Raw genomic sequence first — 20,664 nt, forward strand, 5'->3', positions numbered from 1 at the left:
CAGGCTCAGGCGGCGATGGTCCGGGCGGTGGCGTACACGTCGGCGGGGAGGGCGTACGCCAGTCGCCAGATGATCCGCATGGGGCGGTCGCCGGTGTGCTCGCGGTAGGTCATCGGGCCGGCGTAGAGGTAGGCGGGCGCGCCCAGGTCGCGGTCCGCGACCCGCGTCTCCCGGACGAAGAGATGCACTGTCGAGCCGCGCGAGGCGTGGTGGACGTAGCGCTGACCGGTCGCCGAGGCTGACGACGTGGTGCTCTGCGACTCCCACTGGAACAGGCTGTCGGTGATGGCCCGGTCTGCGTACATGGTGGTGGGGGAGTAGTGCGTTTCCGACTTGACCAGGGTGACGAAGAAGAGATCCGCCTGGGCGTCGGGCAGCCACTTCACCCCCTCCCGCAGCGATCCCGGGTTCGGCATGCCGAAGGCGGCGCACGCCTCGTTGCGGCTGTAGCGGGCGTGCACCCGCAGCGGCACGTCCGCCGACAGCGGCTGCGGCGTGACCCGGTGGATCCGGTCGCGTAGCACCTCGGCCACCTGCCGCAGCTCGGCGCAGCGGGCCGGCTCCGCCCAGAGCCGCGCCAGCCGCTCGTCCCGGAGGGCCAGCGGTGCTTTTGGCCCCCACAGGTCGAAGTGCAGCATGTCCCACAGCCGCCCGGCGTCCGGCCGCTCGCCCGCCGCCACCCGGGCCAGCAGGTCCAGCCGGTCCGGATCGTCGAGGTGCAGCATCCGCCCGATGGCCCGGCCCAACTCCCGGTCGTCCGGCCCCGGCGTCGACGACTCCAGCCCGGCGAGCCGTCGCAGCCCGGTCCACCCGCCGATGGTCGCCGACCGGTACACGTCCTCGATCTCCACGCCGGTCTCCCGCAGGAACTCGGCGAGGCCGACGTCCCCGAGGTGCCGCAGCTCCGCCAGCAGGCCGTTCTTCGACGTCGGCATGACGGTACGCAGGTTGTCGAGCACGACCCTGCGGGCGACCGGATCGAGCTGGATGTGGCATCCGCTGGGCAGCGACGGGAAGTCCTGCTCGACCGCCTCTTTGATCTCCCGGCGGCTGACGCCGGTCAAGGCGCGCCAGCGCAGGTCGAAGCGGAAGTTGGCGTGCTGCCCGCCGATGAAGTCGAGCACCGTCAGGCAGGGCTTGTCGTCGTCCAGGCGCAGGCCCCGGCCGAGCTGCTGGAGGAAGATCGTGGCGCTCTCGGTGGGCCGCAGCATCAGGATCGTGTCGACCATCGGCAGGTCGACGCCCTCGTTGAACAGGTCCACGGTGAAGAGCACCCGCAGCTTGCCGGCCTTGAACTCCCGCAACAGGTCATGCTGGGCGAGCCGATCCACGTGCGAGGCCACCGCCGCCGACGGCACGCCGTGCCGGGTGAACCACTCCGCCATGAAGCGGGCGTGGGCGATGCTCACGCAGAACCCGAGCGCCCGCATCCGGCCCACGTCTATTGTGTCGCGTACCGCCTTCAGCACCAGCCGCGCCCGCGCGTCGTTGCCGGTGTAGAGGCCGTCAAGCTCGCCGAGGTCGTACCCCTGGCCGCGCTTCCAGCGCAGGCGCGACAGGTCCACGTCGTCGTGCAGCCCGAAATACTGGAACGGCGCGAGAAGTTGCCGCTCCAGCGCCTCCCACAGGTGCAGCTCCACCGCCACGCGGCCGTCGAACCACCGCCGCACGTCGCGACCGTCGGCCCGGTCGGGGGTCGCCGTCAGCCCCAGCAGTACGCGCGGCCGAAGCCGCTCCAACAGACCGGCGTACGTCGGTGCCTCCGCGTGATGGAACTCGTCGACGATCACCATGTCGTACGCCTCGGGGTCGATCTCCCGCCGGTGTAGCGACTGGATGGAGGCGAAGACGTGCCGCCACCTGGTCGGGGTCTTGCCCCCGACCAGCGTTTCGCCGAAGCTGCCGTCGAGCATCACCTGCCGGAACGTCGCGAGGCTCTGGGTGAGGATCTGCTCCTGGTGGGCGACGAAGAGCAGCGAGTCGACCTGGTTGTTGCGGTGCAGGCGCCGGAAGTCCAGCGCCGCGACGACCGTCTTGCCGGTGCCGGTGGCCATCACCACCAGGTTCCGGTGGCGGCCGTGCACCTGCCGCTCCGCGTCCAGGTCGGCGAGGATCTCCGCCTGGTACGGGTACGGCCGCACGTCCAGGTTGGCGATCTGCGTCGGCGAGTCCTCGCGCCGCTCCCCGCTGAGGGCGTTGCGCAGCCGCTCGGCGTCCCGGCTGGCGTCGTAGTCCTCGAACGCCGGGTCGTTCCAGTAGTCCTCGAAGGTGGCCGTGAACGTGTCGATGACGTGCGGCTGCTCGACGTTGGAGACGCGCACGTTCCACTCCACGCCGTCGATAAGCGCGCTCTTCGACAGGTTGGATGACCCGACGTACGCGGTGGTCATGCCGTTGTTGCGCCGGAACAGCCACGCCTTGGCGTGCAGCCGGGTGGTCCTGGTCTCGTAGGACACCTTGATCTCGGCACCCAGCTCGGCGAGCCGGTCGAGGGCCCGCTGATCGGTCGCGCCCAGGTAGGTCGTGGTGATGACGCGCAGCTTGCCGCCCCGGGCGATCAGTTCGCGGATGGCGGGTTCGACGATGCGCAGGCCGTACCACTTGATGAACGCGCAGAGCAGGTCGACCTGCTCCGCCGACGCCATCTCGTGGGTGACCTCGTGGCCGATGCGGGGCTGGTGGCGGCCGTTGACCAGCAGCGCGCCCGTGGAGAGGGGGGTGGTGGGGCGCTGGGGGAAGGCCGGTTGTGCCGTTGGGGTGGGTGGGGCGGCGATGGCATGCAGGAGGTGCCTGGCGTCGGTGACCTGGTCTTGTGTCGTGGACGCCTGCGGGCTCTCGGCGGCTATGGCGTCGGCGATGCGGTTGGCTAGCTCGATCTGGCGGTGGAGCTTGTCGTCGCCGGCGGGGACGGCGTGCAGGGCGCGGTGGGCCAGGGCGGCGATGTGACGGGCGAGGGCGTCGGGGGCGTCGGCGGGGTCGAGCTTATGGTGCTGGATATGGGCGGGGTTGACGCGCTGGAGGCGATCGGCCAGCTCCCGGGTGATGAGGTGCTCGTAGATGCCCCGCTCAAGGTCCGTCACTTGGACAAGGTAACTGTCCGTACCCTTGGATGCCGCCTCGAAGGCTTGTGTCGGGACTACGACAGTAGAGGGCAATAAGGAAAGTGGTCGTCTAACGGTGCCGCCTCGGGCCAGCGTTGCTGGCGGGCCAAGTTGATTGACTTCCCCTCTGTGAGCTGCGAGAACGTCCTGATACCGAGAATAGATTTCGAAAGGCAACACCAGCTCTGCTGGTCGTTGACGGGCCGGGACAGGCGAGGAAAGCCCAGATAGCCGATGACTAGGCGGTCCCGCTGCCGGATCCTAGACGGTAGTGTGCGCCTTTGCGGGGAGGTGATGGGTGGTCCGTGTTCTAAATAAATCGGCTGATTTGGTCGAAACATAATAATTCCCTGCGCCTCGTCGAGCTGCCTATGCCGCCGTGCAGTCGACAGTCAGCTGCACCGGGCTGATGTTGGTATCAGCGGAGGTAGCTGGCGCCAATAATTATTCCCATACACCCGCCCGACCTTCTGGCCGGATAAATGGTGAATTAACTATTGAGCCTCGCCTGGCAGGCAATCTGGAGGGTGGTCAAAGGGATTCGCTCGGTCAATGTGGGTCGAGTTAACATGGGTATTTGGAGATCTGTTTTGAGTAAGGCATCCGCCAAAAAGGAAATCCCTCGGCATGTGCGTCAGATACAAGACGCGCTAATTGAAGAGTTCCAAGACTTGATTGATGTTAGCGATATAAAGTCCACCGATCCCGTGCAACGCCGTCTGCAATTTCTATCCCGGGCCCTAGCTGCGAGGGCGGTGCGACACCTGACAGGCTGCACCAGCGTGGAGGCGGCGACTGCAGTGATTGATGGGCGCGACGATTATGGAATCGATGCGGTCGCTGTATCTGATGGCTCTCCCGAGCTGTGGCTAGTTCAAGCCAAATGGAGCGATTTTGGCCAGGCGGGCATTGACACCGGCTCTGCAAATAAGCTCGTCAGAGGTTTCAAGCAGATGGACGATCAGGAGTTTGGAAGATTTAACGACAGATTTCGCAAAATCGAGCCTCAAGTCAGGGCCGTTCTTAGCGAAGCATTTTGCCGGGTGGTGCTTGTTGTCGCTGTGATGGGCGACGGCCACATGGCCCCCGAGGTTGAAGAGGTGCTGACAGATGCAGGTCGTGACTTCAACATCTTTGGCCGTACTCTTGAGCACAAAATCCTAACCGGTACCGACTTCTTCCAGGCGCTCCGCGATGACATTGCTCCTACGCCGATTTCAGTTGAAGCAACGATGTCTGCCGGATGGGAGTACAGGTCCACCCCCTATGAGGCATACTACGGTCTGGTTTCCGCAGACGAGCTCGCAGGCTGGTATGCGAACCACGGGGATCGCCTCTATGTCAGAAACGTTAGGAAATCGCTGGGCAGAACAGCAGTTAACCAACGCCTCGTGCAGACACTTATCGACGAGCCGGAGAAGTTTTGGTATTTCAACAATGGAATTACCGTGCTATGTAATCAGGTTGTCCGACACTTCTTTGGGAAGCGTGATAAAGGTCAACCTGTTCGCCTCGAACTGATCAACGCGAGCGTAGTGAACGGCGCGCAAACCGTAACGTCTGCGCATGGGGCATTCCAGGAGGCGCCGGCAGCGGTCGGTGAGGCTTTCGTCAGCGTTAGAGTTATCGTAGTCGATGACCGCGAGCAGCAGTTCGCTACTGAAGTTACTGAGGCTACCAACACTCAGAATCATATGGAGCGTCAAGACTTTATAGCCATCGACGAAACGCAAGTTGCGATTCAGGAGGATTTTAGGCTCTCGCTGCGTAAAGAGTATGTGCTGAAGAGGGGGGATCTTCAGCCGCCTCCTGAAGCGGGTTGCTCAATCATTCATGCTTCGATTGCTCTTGCCTGCGCCCATCGTAACCCAGCGATGGCGATGCGCGCGAAGCGTGACGTTAGTCTTCTTTGGGATAAGGAGGCCGGCATATATGAGCAACTCTTCGGTCAGCAGCCCAGCGCGTATCAGATTTGGCGGTCAGTGTGCCTGGTGAGGAAAGTAGACGCCGCCCTGCGGGACCTTAGGGCCTCGTCGGGAGGCCGCGCTGCGGCAATTGCAGAGCATGGCGATTTGTTGATTACTCACATAGTCTTCGAGTTGATCGGTAAGGAGGGCATCGAAGATCCCGATAGCGACTGGGAGAAGAGCTTCGATGGCATTCCGGACACTGTTAAAGCTGTCCTATTGCATATGATTCAGGCTGTTAATAGTGAATTTGGTCGGACCTCCTACGTTTCGAGTACTTTCACTAACGAGCAGAGGTGTCGACGCCTTGTTCAACTAGTAGGTTCTTCTCTTGCGGCAGGAAACGCACGTGAGAGTCTTGCCGACTATCCTCCCGTCGTAGCTGCAAGACCAACACGACGCCCCAATACCGTCAGCCTCCTAGTCAATGCAGGGGTCGTGGCAGAGGGGACTGCGCTACTGTTCCAACCCACCGGAGAGGTGGAGCAATCAGCGATTGGAGAATGGCTCGATGCCGATCCTCGTCGTTCGCGAGCTCGTTGGACAAACAGTAAATCTAAACCTCTTATTTGGGAGGTTGATGGTGAGCGTTATTCGCCCTCTGGTCTCACGACCCTCATCTGGGAACTAGCTGAGTGGCGTGACGCGTGGGTGTCTGTACAGGGTCCGCGCCAGTGGGTCCTTCCCGGAGGCGAAACTCTCGTTCAGCTTGCCGAGCAGGTTTGGCGCGGGGATGAGGGCGGGGCTACCCTACCTTAAGTGCGAATGGTGTGGGAATCCGGTGGCACAAATTTGTGCCACCGGACATCCCACAACGAAAGCAGAAACATCGCGAAACGAGACCGTAGAGCTGCCGCTACGGCCGACCGATCACCAGGAAGTCGTAGTCTACCTCGGGATCGAGAGATCCGTGTGGTGCGACGAGCATAATTGCACGTCGCGCGGTTAGCCGTGCTGCCACTCTGTGTTCCACAGCCGTGCGCGCGGCTTCGGCGATTCGATTCCTTTCGTGTGCCGATTTCGGCACTGGTAACACAACTTCACGCCACCGACCTCCTAACGTGTCGATGATGTCCTGAGTAAAACGCTTCGACCAAATTTGTTCCTTGACGATCGGCGCCGACAGTAGGGCCAATAGGAGAAATGGGTCAAGCTTGTCATGGTCGAGTGACTTGAATTTCAGAATGTGACTCTGGAACAGGATCTTCGCGTCGAGTTCAGTCACGATCGCACACGTGCCGACGAGGTATGTCCCGTCTCGCACCATCAAGATATCGCCAACCTCTACATCCTGGCGTCCAGCGTAGGTGCTATAGATCTCTCCAGAAACACCGTGTTTCGGGTCGCCCTTAATTTCCCAGTTTGCAATATCTGAGGTGCGGATAAAAGGAATTGGGCCGGTTCCGTAAGCCAGCTTCCCGGGCTCGTGACCAGTGTTCACGGAAATGAGATTGGTGTCAGAAAGGTTGCCGAGCGGGATTAGGTCGTGAGTCTCGGAAAGATCTGAAAGGCGCTCCCTTAATTCGGGATTGTAATACTTAGGCAGGTACACCATGTCCGAAATTTGGCTTGCCTGAACGGTGAAACCAAGATGGTCGAAATCGAGAGCTTCGCCGTCCAGGAAGTTATTCAAACGTTGGGTAATTTCAGGCAGGTCGTCGTACGGAATTTCGTGGCCTCGCGAGTCGTGGCCACACCAGCGGGCAACGGCCATGAAGACGGGGTAGTCGCTGCTATTGTCTTCGCCACTCCTGTGCTTTTCGATCAGAACGATCGCTGTCTTGGCATGTGTATAAGGCTGAAACAGCTCCTCCGGCATGCTTACAACGGCACGGATTCGCGCCCTGCTGAGGATGTGCGAGACGATGAACTTATGCGAGGGGTTGCAGAGCATAGACTCTGGTATGACAATACCGAGTCGTCCCCCGGAGCCCAGGAGGTCCAAGCAGCGCTCGATGAAGAGGATTTGAGGCGCTTGACCCTCAAGGACTGAGCCGCTCCGGACAAATTCACCACTATCGCGATCTCGGGTCCATCGACGTCCCAGGTTGAAGTTTGAAAGCGTCGAGGAATCCTGGACTTTGAGCTTTTTCCCAAAAGGCGGATTAGTTACTACGACAGTAAAGTTGCTGTCCCGAACTTCATCGGCAGCCTTCGGGTGCCATGAAGCAGGAGCGAGAGAGTTTTCGCAGAAAATCCCTCCTCGGCCGTCGCCGAGAACTGCCATATAGGCTTTTGCTACCTTAGCAAGGAATGCGTCTTTGTCTATCCCTCGGATTGCCCGGATCGCTACCTTCTGCTTCTCATGCTCGATCTCCTGCGTTGGCCAGCCCAAACCCACCCCTCTCGATTCGACCTGTTCCCATAGCGTGCGCAAGATCTCAACTAGAAATCCACCTGATCCGCAAGCGGGATCAACGATCTTGTCTTTAGAGGTCGGCCGTACCATAGCGGCAGTTAGCCGAACAACGTTTCGAGGTGTGAAGAACTGTCCTTGAGAGCCCTTCAGGGAAGGGCCAATGAAAGTCTCGAAGGCATCTGCGACGACATCTCTATCGCACTCAATAAGGGAATATGGCTGAAGCTCTCCCACCACATACGTGATTGAGTGATCATCAAGATCCAGGGTGTCGTTGATCTCGAAAACGTCGTCGTATTGCTGTTTAACCTCTGCAAAGATCTGACGGATCCGTGAAGCAACTGTCGCGCTGCTTTCGTTGATGCCAGCTCTGAAGCGAACAGTTGCTTGACGGGCAGTAAATCTTTCGTCGTATATCTTGCAGAAAATCAAGTTGATTATTTGCTGCGCTAGCGGCTCGTCTCTAGTCATCCCGACAGCGTTCGCAGCTAGATAGTTGCGCGCCGCCCGGAAAGTTGCTCGCAAATTGTGAGTTGGTCGGAGAGAGTCGCGACTGTAGAGGCCGACATCCTCAACCCGCTCCCCGTACCGCGGGATGTTCGGAATCTCCTCAAACTTTATTCCGGAGGTAGTCTCTACTTTTCGCAAGAAAAGGCGCTCGCTGCCATTGAACCAGACACCTAGCTCTGCCCTAGAGAGGCGAAGATAGTCTTCGAGCTGCCCCTTCCCGTCTTTCCGCTTCTTTTTCTTACACTCAACTACAATGTACAAGTCTTCGTCGCTATGTGAGTCGTTCTTGAACACAGCGATATCGACAGGATATTTCTTGGCGCGATCAGAAGGGGAGGACTTTACGTGCCATTGGGGTCGGGTTCTGATTGTTTGAACTGGGTAGCCGTAGTCTTCGACCAATTGTATGGCGAAAGGCTGCACCGCTCCGACCTCTTCCGGAGTGGCGAGCACGTCACGTCCACTAATAAAGTCTGGAACTCGCTTTGACTTGGCGATTTCATCTTCTATGACAGCCGTTTCGTTGGCTGCTTCGCTAGCCTTCACGGTCCTACTTTCGGGATTGGTGGATGGGGGTAGGCGCGCCCTTGCTGACGGCTATCCTACCCGTATGCATCCCTTGCGATTGACTGGCACCCGCATGCCTTTGGGTTCGGCTACGGTTGCATCCGTGCAGTGACCCGATTGTTGGTCAGCCATGCCAGGTGGACATTCGGCAAGCCTTCGAGGAATTCCCAACCCAATTGGTCGCGTAGGGCCCTGTTGGCGTTGATGTAACTGCTGCTCTCTCCGGTGCCGTCCATCCCTCATCCAAGCGCTTTGGCTGCCAATGTTTGCATCCAAACACGCAGGGCGTCCGTGCGAGTATTGCTGGCGTCGGACCGCCGTAAGGCGCCTGCGTTTTATGTCGGGCATCCCACATCCCTGAGCAAACCGAGGGTGCTGTCAAGCAGGGTGGGCGCAACACCCACTGTTACAGACGATTTTGCAGCGTGCCTGCTCCCGTCCTCGCCCACTACCTGAGCGCCTGCTTCGCGGGCGATGGCCACACCCGCCGTCATGTCCCATGGGTGGTTAGACAGAGTTATCGAGGCGTCGAGCCTACCCTCGGCTAACCAGGCTAGGTCGAGCGCCGCCGTGCCAGTCATCCGTATCCGCTGCGCGGACTCGGCGAGCCGTGCGGTCAGCGCGAGCCGGAGTCGGTTCTTGGCCGCAGCGCCCTCGCCTACGGCGTAGTCGCCGATCGCCACGATCGCCTCGCTCAGCCGGCTCGTTTGGCTCACCCGAATCGGCTTGCCGTCGACCGTTGCGCCGTCGCCCTGGGCGGCGGCGTAACGGTTGCCGAGGAAGGGCAGCTCGATGACCCCGAGGACCGCCTCGCCATGGTGCAGCAGCCCGAGCGACACCGCGCAGAGCGGGATGCCTCGCACGAAGTTGGCCGTCCCGTCGATCGGATCGAGCACCCACTGCAGCTCTCCCGACCCGCTGATGCCGTCCTCCTCGCCGAGGAACCCGATGTCGGGAGTCGCGACGCGGAGCATCTCGCGGACGCTGCGCTCGATCTCGTAGTCCAATGCGGACGCCATGTCGCGGTCGCCCTTGGCTGTGAGCGCACCCGGTGGCTTACGCCGCATGTCCTCTGCCGCCCGTGCAACCGCCTCGATCGCAACAGGCAAGAGTGGTCCGTAGTCGCTCACAACCGCTGCCCCCGTCGCCACTGCGTCTCGAAGTGCTGTTCGAACACCGGATACAGGCCGCCGCGAGCCTGTCTCCGCCTGGCGACGAACGCGGGGGAGTCGACCCCTCGGCTCTCCGCGAGGTACGGCTGCGCGACGCAGAGATCGTCGACCAGGATGACGTTGAATCGCAACGTATCGTCGTAGACCGCCAGTTCCATGCGGTCCTGGAGCCCGTCGGGCAGCCGGTCACGCACGCGCATCAGCGTTTCGATGTTGAGCTTCGTCAGCCCTGACAATTGCCCTGCCGGAAAGCCTTCCTCCGCCTCGCGTGCCTGGACAGCCTGCCCCGATGGATTGAGGAACAGAAGGCGGACGTGCGCACCGGCCTCGACCAGGTCGTGCCAGAGGCGATCTGGGTAACCCTGCGACAGGAGGTTGAGCGACAGGCCCACGGCGCGCACGGTGCTCGCGCCGCTGAGCAGTTGATCAGGCGGAAGGTTAGTCGAGAACTCGGAGCGGTTCGTATGGACGGCTACGAGGTCACCGAACCGATCTGTGCCCTGGCGGGCAGCGGAGGACGGATCGAGAATCGCGGAGAGTGCGAGTACGACGTCCCCGGGTGGGACCGTGCTTGTCTCCCAGTTGGTGATGTCGTTACCGGTGGGTCTCCAGGTCAGCGTCCGGGCCAGGACGGCGGCGAAGTCTTCGACGCTCAGTCCGAGGGCCTGACGAGCCCGCGCAACCTGCCCACACGCGACGGCTCCAAGGTTGAGCCCGCTCTCGGAAGCCGGAGCCGGCAGGTTTGCCTGAGGTAGCGCCGCCGCGAACCGGCGTCGAGCCTCGTCGGCAGCCTGAGCAAGTGCAGTGTCCAGGGCCGCCTGCATCTCAGGGCGGGGGGTCACGCTCTTCCCGCCGGCTTCCCACTTGGAAACGGTCCGTTCGGCCACGCCCAGGTGCACGGCGAAGTCACGGATGCTCATGCGGAGCGCATAGCGGAGTGCCTTCGTCTCGCGGCCGGTCCATCGCTGCACGGGTGTCATCGTGCCGCCTTCGATCACGTCGAGAACGGTCATCGTGCACCTTACCTGCAGCATATGCAGCGCAGTTACCGGTCAAGTGCAGTGCGTGGTCATTCTGGTCTTTCCGCAGCTCAGAAATGGTGGACGCATGACCCGGGGCGGGTGCTGGCTCCGGAACTGTGTCGGTCCCCGAACGACACAGCTCCGCTCCCGCCCGCCCCGGCGCCACTCCACCAGCCGCATCCCGAGGGGCAGAAGAACGTGACCACCCTGAGCGACGCCATCCCGATCCTGACCACCACCGCAGGGGAAGCCGGAGCCCCGATCGAGCAAGGCGGCTGGGCGTGACCGCCCAGGAGGCGGTCGGCCAGTGGCTGCGGCTCGTCGTGGCGGACGCGGAGCTGTCGCCGTACCTCATCGGGGTCGACCTGGAGCGGCTCGGCGCGCACCTGGCGGCGGGCCTCGCCGCGGCTCTCGAAGGCCAGCCAAGAGAGGACCCGTGGCGCGGGTTCGGCCTGTCGGAGGAGCAGCACCGGCGCGTCGTCGACTACCTGGCGGGGGTGCTCTGGGCGCTCGACGTGCCCGACGAGCGGCTCGCCCGCGCCCGCCGGGCCTTCGCCGGCGAGGTGGGCGCGTGAGCATCGCCGCCGCCTGGGAGGCAGCCATCGAGCGGGACACCGACGACTTCTGGTGCACGCTGGAGGATCGCCGGCCCGGCCTGCTGCCCGAGCGGGACGCGCCGCTGCTCTTCGCCGCGCTCGGCCGTCTCACGGTCGGCGGCGACGACCCGGCCGGGCGGGCGGCGCTGCTGGCGGTGCTCGGCCGCGCGTACCGCCGGCATGGCCTGCTGCCGCACGCCGCCACCATCGGCGACGCGCTGCTCGCCGCCGTCGCCCGGCGCCCGCGGCCACTGTGGACGCCGCGGCACGCCGACGCCTGGGAGCACGCCGGCCGCCGCGCCGACGAGGCCGTGCGGCGCGCCGCCGCCCGCACGGAGGACGGCCTGGCCTGGTGCCCCGCCGAGGTGATCGGCCACGACCGGCCGTGCGACACGATCGCGATCCTGACCGTACGCCCCTGGCAGCGCCTGCCCTTCCGGCCCGGCCAGGCGGTGCCGGTCTGCACGCCGCGCCGGCCCGGCCGCTGGCGTTGGCTCTCCCCGGCCAACGCCCCGCGCCCCGACGGCACCGTCGAGCTGCACGTCCGCGCCGTCGCCGCCGGGGCCGTCGCCCACAGCCTCGTCCACGACGTACGCCCCGGCGAACTGCTCCACCTCGGCCCGCCACGCGACGCCGGCCTCAGCCTGGACCCGTCCGCGCGGCGGGACCTGCTGCTCGTGGCCGGCGGCACCGGGCTGGCGCTGCTGCGCGCCCTGGTCGAGCAGGTCGCCGCCGCGCCCGACGGCCGGCGGGTGACCCTGGTCGTCGGCGCGCGCATCTTCGCGGACCTGTACGACGCGACGGCCCTCGACAAGCTCCAGACTGCCCACGACTGGCTGACCGTCGTGCCCGCCTTCAGCCACGACCCCGGCGCCGAGCCCGCCGAGCAGGGCGACGCCCTCACCATCGCCCTCAACCACCGCCGCCCCGACGACGACGTGTACGTCTGCGGCCCGCCCCCGATGCTCGCTGGCGCGCGGCTGCGGCTGCTCGCCGTCGGGGTGCCCGCCGAGCGTATCCACCTGCCGGCGGAACTGGTGCCCTGACGGTCAGGACCCCGGTGCAGCCGCCTCGGCTTCCACGACCACCGAGGGAGTGCGTCGACTCTCGATGGGTTCGAGCGATCCAAAGTAGAGGGTGGTGACGCGGCCGGATTAGCCCCGGGCTTGGCGATCACTAGGATCGGCCCCCGTGATCATCAAACGACGGCTTCCAGCAGTCCTCCTAGGACTGTTGGTGGCCTTCCCGACACTGGGCGTGGCTCCCGCCTACGCCGACGAGCACGAAACCGAACCCGTCGAGCCGCCCAAGGTGGAGCTGGTGCTCGACGTCAGCGGCTCGATGCGCGCCAAGGACATCGGCGGGCGCTCCCGTATCGCCGTGGCCCAGGAGGCGTTCAACGACGTCGTGGACGCGCTGCCCGAGACGACGGATCTCGGCATCCGCGTCCTCGGCGCCACCTACGGCGGCGACGACAAGAAGGCCGGCTGCCAGGACACCCAGCAGCTCGTACCGGTCGGTCCCGTCGACCGGGTGAAGGCCAAGAACGCCATCGCCACCCTGCGCCCGACCGGCTTCACCCCCGTCGGCCTGGCCCTGCGCGAGGCGGCGAAGGACCTCGGTACCGGCGAGACCACCCGGCGCATCGTGCTCATCACCGACGGCGAGGACACCTGCGCGCCGCCGGACCCCTGCGAGGTGGCCCGCGAGCTGGCCGCCCAGGGCACGCGTCTGGTGGTCGACACGCTCGGCCTCATCCCGGACGAGAAGGTACGCAGGCAGCTCGTCTGCATCGCCTCGGCGACCGGCGGGACGTACACCTCCGCGCAGAGCAAGGACGACCTGACCCGGCGGATCAAGCAGATCGTGGAACGGGCCAAGGACACGCACACGAAGACGCCGGCGAAGGTGGCCGGCACCGACGTCTGCGCCAAGGCGCCCGTGCTCACCCCCGGTGTCTACACCGACCGGGAGCGCTTCGAGGAGCACCGGTGGTACCGGATCCCGGTCCAGCCGGGGCAGGAGCTGCGGGCCTCGGTGAGCATCGGCCTGGACCGGCCGTTGAACCGGGACTACGGCGTACTGCTGCGGGCCACCGCCACCGACGGGCGGGAACTGGTCCGGGGCAACGACGCCGGCAGCGGTCGTACCGACGTGCTGTCGACCGGCGTGCGCTGGTCGGCGGCGGACGACGAGGACGAGGAGGAGTCGGCGGACGACGACAAGGGCGGCGTCTTCACGGAGTCGACGGAGAAGGCTCCCGAGCCCACCGTCGTCTGCCTGGTGGTCAGCAACTCCTTCTCCGCGAAGGCGGGCGCCGGTCAGGCTCCGGGCATGCCGCTCGAACTGACCATCGACCTGGTCGACGCGTCGCCCGCCCCGAACAGCCCGGGTCTCGGCCGGGGCTGGGTGCTGTTGGGCGTACTCATGCTCGCGGGCCTGCTCAGTGGGCTGATCGTTGGTTGGCTGACCCGTTGGTGGGTAGCGGTCTGGAGGACCCGATGACGAAGGCTCCGATCCCGGCCCGCCGGGCAGCGGTGCTGCTCGCCGCCACCGGCATCGCCGTCGCGCTGCCGGCCGCCGCCGGTGCGGACACGCCCACCCCGTCGCCGGGGGCCGCCACCATCAACAAGGCCGGCACCTCGTTCCTCACCGCCGCCGGCATCAGCCCCGGCCAGCCGGTACGCGTCGGCGCCTCCGTGGGCGACTACCTGTACTGGTCGTTCACGGCCGCGGCGGGGGACACCCATCACGTGGCGGCCACCGTGTCGCTGCCCGCCGCAGCGAGCCGGAAGGGCGACTCCACCTGGACGGTCGAGGTCTTCGACGGGCTGCGCCGCCGGCAGGCGTGTGTCGCGGGGGCGCAGACTCCGGTGGCGTCGAAGAGTGCCACCACCGTCGAACTCGACTGCGAACTGCGCCAGGTGCGCTCGTGGGCCGAGCCGTGGTCGGGTGACCCGTTGCCGGGCACCTACTACGTCCGACTGTCCGGCATCGAGTTGCCGGAGCAGGAGCTGGGCCTGCCGATCGAGGTGAGCCTGCTGGTCGGGGTGGAGTCCGACGGCGACACCGAGCCGGAGGGCGGCGACCTGAAGGAGCCCCTGGTCCCGGCGGTGAACCCGGGCAAGGTGCTCGCCGGCGATCCGACCGCCAGCACTCCGGCCCCGGAGGCGGCCGGTGACGAGGAGGACGGCTGGTTCGACTGGGTGCGGTGGCCGGGCCTGTCGTCCCGCTGGTACTGGACCATCGGCGGCGGCATCCTGGCCGCCGTCGCGGGCGTGGTCGGCTTCGCCCTGACCCGCCCCCGCCAGCGCGTCGGCTGACGCTACGCGGTCGCAGCACAGGGGCACGAACGAGACGGACGACGACGGCAGGGCGGGCATGACCGAACGGGTCGTGCCCGCCCTGGCATGAGCAAGGACGCGCACGCCGATGCTCGGCGGCTTTGTGCAAGGAAGGGCCGCTTTCAACGGGATCAACCAGGTATCAGAGTGTCAACACCGGAACGGTCCGGCCCTGTGGTTGAGTGACCCGGTCCACAACCGCCGCAGCCATGGAGATGTGATGACCGACGGGCTCCGGGAGATCGAGGTCAAGTACCGGGTCAATGATCCTGAGGTGCTGACCGAGGCGCTCGAAGCCCGAGGAGCGACGTTCTCGCGGCCGGTGCACCAGGACGACCAGGCGTACGCGGCCGTCGGCTGGAGCTACGGCCAGAGCAAGGCGGGCGCGGTGTTCGCCCGCCTGCGGACGGAGGACGGGCGGCACGTCTTCTGCGTCAAGAAGCCGCTCGACAACGAGCTGGCCTGTCAGGAGCACGAGACAGAGGTGCTCGGCCGGGACCAGATGCACGAGGCGATCCTGGCGATGGGTTTCTATCCCACGGTGCGCATCGTGAAGACTCGGCGTACCGCCCGACTCGGGCAGATGTCGCTCTGCCTCGATGAGGTGCGCGGGCTGGGTGCATTCTTCGAGATCGAGGCGATGGTCGGCGGGCAGCGCCCGGCCGCCGAGGTGCAGCGAGACCTTGACCAGTTCGCCCGATCCTTGGAAGTGGAGTTGGAGCGCAGCACCGAGACCTACGATTCACTGATCCGTGCGGCACTGCCGGTCGGGGTCTGACCGTTACCTCCTGCCTTCAGCAGCGCCCGGACCGGACCGAGGAGCGTGGCGGCCACGTCGTCAGGCGACTGCTCGCCCACGTCATGGACGTGCACCGCGAATCCGGCGTCGCTCAGCTCTTGTGAGACTCGGACGTAGAGGTCCATCTCCCGCCGGCCGGCGTCGAGCCCGCCACGATGAAAGCGGCTGTGGATCCCCCGCGCGGCGGCTCTTGCACGCGAGCTAGCCGGATCACCCGTGAGGATGACTATGAGGTCAGGGCGGTCAGCGAGGCGGTTGATGTCCCAGATGAAGGCCGGATCCACGCCGTCAAGCCGCTGCAACACCAATGACGTGGCAAGGTAGCGATCGCACAACACGATCTTTCCGGCGGCCAGTGCCGGCCGGACCTCGGTCTCCAGATGGTGGTAGCGGTCAGCGGCGACAAGGCAGGCGAGGGTCAAACCGCGGTAGTCATCCGTTCCGTACCGCGCCGTCTCACCCAGCTTCGTACGGGTCGGTTCCTTCGTCGGGTGCACCTGCCAGCCCTCAGCAGCCAGGGCGCCTGCCAGCAGCGCCGTGGCCGTGGTCTTCCCGACGCCACTCGGGCCGTCGACGACGATGAACCGGCCGCTCACAGCGACGCCGATCGACCGTGTTGGGCGCGGGCCAGTTCGACGAGTCTGCGCCGCACATACGGCAGCTCAACCTCACCGAACTGGAGATTCACCGAGAAGTTGAACTCGTCGCGTTCTCGCATCGCTTCGTCCAATCCGTCGCTGGTCAGGTCGACCGCGCCGTAGTCCAGCAACTGCGCCGGGTCGTATCGACCGGTGGCCAGAAGCCGGTGCCACTCCGGCGTTCCTGGATACGGGCGGAACTCGAACACACTGGCCCGGAAGGAACCGGGCTGGCTGTCGGCAAGATCCCACAGCTCGTGGACGTGCTGGACGGTCGCATCGAGTTCGGTACGGGTCTCGGTGGGCAAGCCGAGGATGAAGTAGCCCTTGACGCTGATACCGAGTCGGGTGAGCCGGCGTACCACCTGACGGGTCAGTTCCGGATTGATCCGTTTCCCGATGTGGCCAAGCACTCGTGCGCTACCAGACTCAATGCCGAGCGCCACCTCTCGACAGCCGTTCTCGGCCAGAGTCTCAAGCAACCTGTCGTCTGCTCGGGCGAGTACGTTGATCCGACCGGTGGCGTCCCAGACATATCGGGTGCCCACCCTGGCTTCGCCGAACGCAGCCATACAGCGTCGGATGAATCGCTCATAGCCGAGGAAGAGGTCGTCGACGAAGCGGAACGCCGTCACTCCGTAGCGAGCGTGGACTTCGTCCATCTCGGCGATGATGTTCTCCGGCTCGCGGGTACGGATCGTGACATCCGGATTCGCGCTGACGGCGGCCCCACAGAACGAACAGTCGTACGGGCAACCTCGGGCACCCACCATGGCTGCCTCCAGCGGCCCGGCGCCTGGGCGGTACGGGTCGGCAGCGAAGTAGCGTCGGTCGACGAACGGCAGTCGGTTGATGTCTGGGGCAAGGTGTCCCGCGGAGCCGGGTATGCCTCCGGTGACCGGCGTGCGTAGGACGGGATCGCGCCACATGACTCCGGGCAGCCCAGCCCGATTGCGACGATCCTGAAGCAGCTCCGCGACCCGCGTCTCACCCTCGCCGATGACGAGGGCCTCCAAGCGGCCGAACCGGACGTCGTCGATGACCATCGCAGGCATGGCTTTGGCCTGGTGGCCACCCACCATGATCTGAATCGCCGGATCGAGCCCGGCTGCGATGCGTGCACTCAGCTCGTAGGTGGGCGCCAGAAGGTTGAAGCCCACCCATCGCGGTGCGGCCTGGTTGGCGATGTCGCAGATCCGGCTGATGCTGAGGCCAAGGGACTCGCCGTCAAGTACGCCCACGTGGAAGCCCTGGGCAGCGGCATAGGTGGCGATGTAGCCCATTCCGAGCACGGGCAGGGTGAAGTCGTTGACTCGGGGCCGAAGGTCGTAGTCGCGCAGCGGGGCGTTGACCAGCAGCAGGTCCAGCGGTTCGTTCGGACGGGCGCCGAGGATCGGAAAGTCAGATGGATCCGCTGTGCCGGCAACCGAGGGCAAGGGTAAGCACGGTGTAGGTGGCGAGGCTGTCACCGGTCACTCGCCGCCACGCTCGCGCGAACGACGGTTCGTCAGCGGGCCAGTGATGGTCCGGGTTCGCCCGCCGCGCCCAGGTGCGCACCGCCAGATCGCCGTACGGATAGAGCGCCCAGTCGTTGCTCCAGTCGGCGACCGCCGCGCCTGCGCTCCACGGGCCGATGCCAGGAATGGTTTGAAGCTCCTTGACCAGTACGGACGGCGCGAGTCTCGACCATGCCTCGCCGTGGGCGAGAAACGCCTGTGCCGCATGCCGCAAGGGTTTCCGCTTGAACGCCATACCACTGTGGGTAAAGTCGTCATCGCTCAGAGTTAGCACACGTTCCGGGGATGGGAAAGAGTGAATGTCCGTCTCATCGGATAGCGCGACCCCAGGGCCGAAGCGCAGGCAGAACTCGCGATAGAGCCGACGGGCCTGCCCGGCCCGGATGACCTGCCGGACGATTGCCGTCGCCAGGGCATCCCACAGGCTGGGGTTGTGCTGCCGTCCTACTGCGCCGAGTGCCGAAAGGGCTTCGTGGATGGGCGCGGCCTGCGGTGGCGCCGGCGATGGCGCGAGGAATGTGGCGACGCGTGGTGGAGAACCGTCGCCGGACACGGCACGGAAGGTGGCCCGTGAGCCGCGGACCGTGAGCAGCCAGGCAGCGTCCTTGTCGTCTGTCAGCAGGCGGTGGAAGTCGTTGCCGTCCGTCTGCCAGGCTGGATGGTCCGTCAAGAGGTAGTCGAAGCTCACGCCGCCTCCTCAATGATCCGCAACGTGCGCGATTCTTGCACTCGGAGCAGTGCTGGCTGGGATGCCCCGCCGGGTGCGTGCCGGGGATGGCCAAGCCACGGCTGTCGATCCCGGCGGTTCCGCGACGGCCCCTGCGGGGCCACCGGAGCGTGTCGGCGTCGGTAGCCTCCCCGGATGCCGGACTCCACTCTCGACGGTCTGCTCGATCCCTTCACCGCACCGAGGCCGTTCACACCCGACACCGCGGCCCTTGCGCCCCTCGCGCCGGGGACACACGTCGTCCTTCTCGACGGCGACATCGTCTACGTGGGCGAGACGGGGCGGACCCTGCGGGAACGACTCCGCGCCCACCTGCGGGGCAACCGGGGCTCGTCGGTGCTGCACAAGCAGGTCGGCGAGCTGCTCGACCGGGAACTCGGCCGGCAGGCGACCGCCGCCGAGATCGCCGCGTGGCTCGGCCGGTGCGAGATCAGGTGGCGGGAGACGGGTGACCCGAAGGCGCTCAAGGCGGAACTGCTCACCCTGGTGAATCCACGGTTCAATCGGCTGCTGCCCGGGCAGCGAACCGCGTCCACGGATCCCGTCAGTCGCTTCGAGCGGCTGGCGGACGGCCCGTACTTCGATTCCGTCGTGGTGGCTAACCGGATCTACCTCGACGCGGTCGTGCCGGACGCGGCGGCCACGGAGCGGGACCACTGGGCGCTTTCCTGCCTGCCCGGCACCCGGACGGATCCGCCACGGCTGTCGGCTGTCTCCATGAAGACGATGGAGACGTTCGTGCTGCACGAGCCGACCGAGCCGGGCGCCAACGCCCGGGCCGAGGGCTTCGTGGTCGTCCGGAAGTCGGTGCTCGACGGGCACTGGACGCCAACGGAATTCCGGACGGCCCATCCCGCCGTGACCAGATGGCCGTCGGACTACGTCGATGCCGGGCCGGACCAGGAGGTCCTCGCCGGCGACGTCGAGGCCCTGATCGCGGCGCTCGGGGACGAGCGCGTCGTCCTTGCCGCCCGCGCCCTCACCGAACCGCTGCTCCGGTCGCGGACCCTGCACGCCCGCGGTCACAACCAGCTACTCGCCGACGCGGTGCTCGGCCGACGCGAGCACACCGACTGGATCTACCCGGTGGATGTCGGTGGTGACTCGTCGGGGAAGGGAGGTGACGTCTGGGAGTACTTCCGCAGCGACACCGTTGTCGACTGGCAGCTCTCCGCCGGCTACCACCAGATCGCCGCCGGAGACCGGATCTGGGCCTACGCCACCGAGCCACCCGGACGCCTCGTCGCGGCCGGCGTCGCTTGTGCCGGCCCGTACCAGCGGGCCACGAAGGGCGGGCCGGAGTGGCGGGTGGCGATCCGATGGGACGCCGCACTGACCCGGCATCTCCTCGACAGCGGGGAGGACGTTCCCGTCCTGACAGCGGGCCCGGTGCGTGGCGTGCGGGGAATGGACGCGCCCGAGTTCGATCGACTCGTCGACGCGCTGGAGGCGAGCAGAGCGCCGGAGCCCGAGGCGCTGGCGGAGGGCCGTCGCCGCCGGCTCGCGGAGGTAACCGCCCGCCAGGGGCAGGCAGACTTCCGGCGCAGGCTTCTCGAGGCGTACGGGGGCCGCTGCGCCATCACGGGCTGCGACACCGAAGCCGCCCTCCAGGCCGCACACATCTCGCCGTACGACGGACCCGCCACGAACAGGGTGACGAACGGCCTGCTGCTCCGGGCCGACGTGCACAACCTCTTCGACCGCGGCCTGATCTGGATCGACGACCAGCTCCGCATCCGGGTCAAGGCGGAGGCCGCGCACTACATCCGCCGCAACGGCGACCAGCTGCACCTTCCGGTGCGTACAGCGGACCATCCCGACGCCGCGGCCCTGCGCGCCCACCGCCGCAAGGTGGCCCGAGTGCCGTGACGGCCTCGGCTGCCACGTCGGCTCCCGTGGCGGCCGATTCGGCGGGTCAGGCTCCCGGCGGCCGGTAGGCCATCCTCATCTGGAGCGCCTCGTCCATGTCCTGCGGGCTCAGCAGCGGGTTGATCCGGGTGTCCAGGCCGCCGGCTGCCCGGATCGTGGCGGCCAGGGCGACGGCGGTCTGCTGGTCGGGAAGATCGCAGATCACGTACACGTCGTAAGGGCCGAGCCCGAAGTCGAACGACTCCATCCGGCCGCCGGCGTTCTCGACCAACGCCTGGATCACCTCGACGCGGCTCGCCCCGCCTTCCTTCACCAACCCGTTGATCCCCTCGACCGTGTAGGTCGCCGTGAACAGGAACCTCGCCATCCGGGCACCACCTCCAGGTTCCGGCCGCGCGTACCCGGTGTGCCGGTGTCTAGTCCTGCCGTCCGGCACACCAGATGGCCGTCGCCTGCTCGACGCCCGGTGGACCAGC

The 20,664-nt window shown here is 65.8% G+C and carries 15 protein-coding genes; 7 read left to right on the forward strand and 8 right to left on the reverse strand.

Annotated features, from left to right (window positions below):
* Positions 1–5: 5 nt before the first annotated feature.
* Positions 6–3,080, reverse strand: coding sequence for a DUF3427 domain-containing protein (locus ACN27A_RS27355; RefSeq protein ID WP_421457412.1), 3,075 nt, complete (start codon positions 3,078–3,080; stop codon positions 6–8).
* Between the two features lie 590 nt (positions 3,081–3,670).
* On the opposite strand from ACN27A_RS27355, the gene ACN27A_RS27360 reads away from it, so the two are divergent.
* Complete coding sequence (locus ACN27A_RS27360) at positions 3,671–5,827, forward strand: AIPR family protein (RefSeq protein WP_421457413.1); 2,157 nt, start codon at positions 3,671–3,673, stop codon at positions 5,825–5,827.
* A 97-nt stretch (positions 5,828–5,924) separates the two neighbouring features.
* Here ACN27A_RS27360 and ACN27A_RS27365 read toward each other — a convergent pair whose 3' ends face one another.
* The 3 genes from ACN27A_RS27365 to ACN27A_RS27375 all read right to left on the reverse strand — a co-directional run bounded on the left by ACN27A_RS27365 (position 5,925) and on the right by ACN27A_RS27375 (position 10,689).
* Positions 5,925–8,483 carry an N-6 DNA methylase gene (locus ACN27A_RS27365; protein WP_421457414.1) on the reverse strand — a complete coding sequence of 853 codons (2,559 nt, stop codon included), beginning with the start codon at positions 8,481–8,483 and terminating at the stop codon, positions 5,925–5,927.
* 356 nt (positions 8,484–8,839) lie between these two features.
* Positions 8,840–9,634 (reverse strand): inositol monophosphatase family protein, encoded by a 795-nt coding sequence (locus tag ACN27A_RS27370; RefSeq protein ID WP_421457415.1) that lies wholly within the window; start codon positions 9,632–9,634, stop codon positions 8,840–8,842.
* The gene (locus ACN27A_RS27375; RefSeq protein WP_421457416.1) at positions 9,631–10,689 is read right to left on the reverse strand and encodes a DUF5919 domain-containing protein; all 1,059 of its coding nucleotides are present in this window, start codon (positions 10,687–10,689) and stop codon (positions 9,631–9,633) included. Before ACN27A_RS27375 ends, ACN27A_RS27370 begins: the two co-directional genes overlap by 4 nt.
* Positions 10,690–10,979: 290 nt before the next feature.
* Here ACN27A_RS27375 and ACN27A_RS27380 point away from each other — a divergent pair, with 290 nt between their 5' ends.
* The 5 genes from ACN27A_RS27380 to ACN27A_RS27400 all read left to right on the forward strand — a co-directional run bounded on the left by ACN27A_RS27380 (position 10,980) and on the right by ACN27A_RS27400 (position 15,416).
* A complete protein-coding gene (locus ACN27A_RS27380) occupies positions 10,980–11,273 on the forward strand; it encodes a hypothetical protein (RefSeq protein ID WP_421457417.1) in 294 nt (97 codons plus the stop codon).
* Positions 11,270–12,340 carry an FAD-binding oxidoreductase gene (locus ACN27A_RS27385; RefSeq protein ID WP_421457418.1) on the forward strand — a complete coding sequence of 357 codons (1,071 nt, stop codon included), beginning with the start codon at positions 11,270–11,272 and terminating at the stop codon, positions 12,338–12,340. Before ACN27A_RS27380 ends, ACN27A_RS27385 begins: the two co-directional genes overlap by 4 nt.
* 145 nt (positions 12,341–12,485) lie before the next feature.
* Positions 12,486–13,799, forward strand: a complete 1,314-nt coding sequence (locus tag ACN27A_RS27390; protein WP_421457419.1) for a VWA domain-containing protein — start codon at positions 12,486–12,488, stop codon at positions 13,797–13,799.
* Complete coding sequence (locus ACN27A_RS27395) at positions 13,796–14,617, forward strand: peptidase (RefSeq protein WP_421457420.1); 822 nt, start codon at positions 13,796–13,798, stop codon at positions 14,615–14,617. The genes ACN27A_RS27390 and ACN27A_RS27395 overlap by 4 nt, the downstream gene beginning before the upstream one ends.
* A gap of 241 nt (positions 14,618–14,858) precedes the next feature.
* The gene (locus ACN27A_RS27400) at positions 14,859–15,416 is read left to right on the forward strand and encodes a class IV adenylate cyclase (RefSeq protein WP_421457421.1); all 558 of its coding nucleotides are present in this window, start codon (positions 14,859–14,861) and stop codon (positions 15,414–15,416) included.
* Here ACN27A_RS27400 and tmk read toward each other — a convergent pair.
* From tmk to ACN27A_RS27415, 3 genes are read right to left on the reverse strand one after another with little or no spacing between them, the layout of a single operon-like run.
* Positions 15,374–16,033 carry a dTMP kinase gene (gene tmk / locus ACN27A_RS27405; protein WP_421457422.1) on the reverse strand — a complete coding sequence of 220 codons (660 nt, stop codon included), beginning with the start codon at positions 16,031–16,033 and terminating at the stop codon, positions 15,374–15,376. The two genes, ACN27A_RS27400 and tmk, sit on opposite strands and share 43 nt — an antisense overlap.
* Entirely contained in the window at positions 16,030–17,511 is a 1,482-nt protein-coding gene (locus ACN27A_RS27410) for a B12-binding domain-containing radical SAM protein (protein ID WP_421457423.1), read from the reverse strand. Before ACN27A_RS27410 ends, tmk begins: the two co-directional genes overlap by 4 nt.
* Positions 17,477–18,280 carry a hypothetical protein gene (locus ACN27A_RS27415; protein ID WP_421457424.1) on the reverse strand — a complete coding sequence of 268 codons (804 nt, stop codon included), beginning with the start codon at positions 18,278–18,280 and terminating at the stop codon, positions 17,477–17,479. Before ACN27A_RS27415 ends, ACN27A_RS27410 begins: the two co-directional genes overlap by 35 nt.
* 174 nt (positions 18,281–18,454) lie before the next feature.
* Here ACN27A_RS27415 and ACN27A_RS27420 point away from each other — a divergent pair, with 174 nt between their 5' ends.
* A complete protein-coding gene (locus ACN27A_RS27420) occupies positions 18,455–20,188 on the forward strand; it encodes an HNH endonuclease (protein ID WP_421457425.1) in 1,734 nt (577 codons plus the stop codon).
* A gap of 46 nt (positions 20,189–20,234) precedes the next feature.
* Here ACN27A_RS27420 and ACN27A_RS27425 read toward each other — a convergent pair whose 3' ends face one another.
* Complete coding sequence (locus ACN27A_RS27425; protein WP_421457426.1) at positions 20,235–20,555, reverse strand: GYD domain-containing protein; 321 nt, start codon at positions 20,553–20,555, stop codon at positions 20,235–20,237.
* Positions 20,556–20,664 lie beyond the last annotated feature (109 nt).

Origin of the sequence: Micromonospora sp. WMMD737, assembly GCF_049179055.1 — a bacterium.
In the GTDB taxonomy this organism is placed as follows: domain Bacteria; phylum Actinomycetota; class Actinomycetes; order Mycobacteriales; family Micromonosporaceae; genus Micromonospora; species Micromonospora reichwaldensis.

What these genes read in the sequence shown, in the direction of transcription:
- ACN27A_RS27395 (WP_421457420.1), top strand. Translation starts at nt 13,796, where the DNA reads ATGACGAAGGCTCCGATCCCGGCCCGCCGGGCAGCGGTGCTGCTCGCC.
- ACN27A_RS27420 (WP_421457425.1), top strand. Translation starts at nt 18,455, where the DNA reads ATGCCGGACTCCACTCTCGACGGTCTGCTCGATCCCTTCACCGCACCG.
- ACN27A_RS27360 (WP_421457413.1), top strand. Translation starts at nt 3,671, where the DNA reads ATGGGTATTTGGAGATCTGTTTTGAGTAAGGCATCCGCCAAAAAGGAA.
- ACN27A_RS27375 (WP_421457416.1), bottom strand. Translation starts at nt 10,689, where the DNA reads ATGACCGTTCTCGACGTGATCGAAGGCGGCACGATGACACCCGTGCAG.
- ACN27A_RS27425 (WP_421457426.1), bottom strand. Translation starts at nt 20,555, where the DNA reads ATGGCGAGGTTCCTGTTCACGGCGACCTACACGGTCGAGGGGATCAAC.
- ACN27A_RS27400 (WP_421457421.1), top strand. Translation starts at nt 14,859, where the DNA reads ATGACCGACGGGCTCCGGGAGATCGAGGTCAAGTACCGGGTCAATGAT.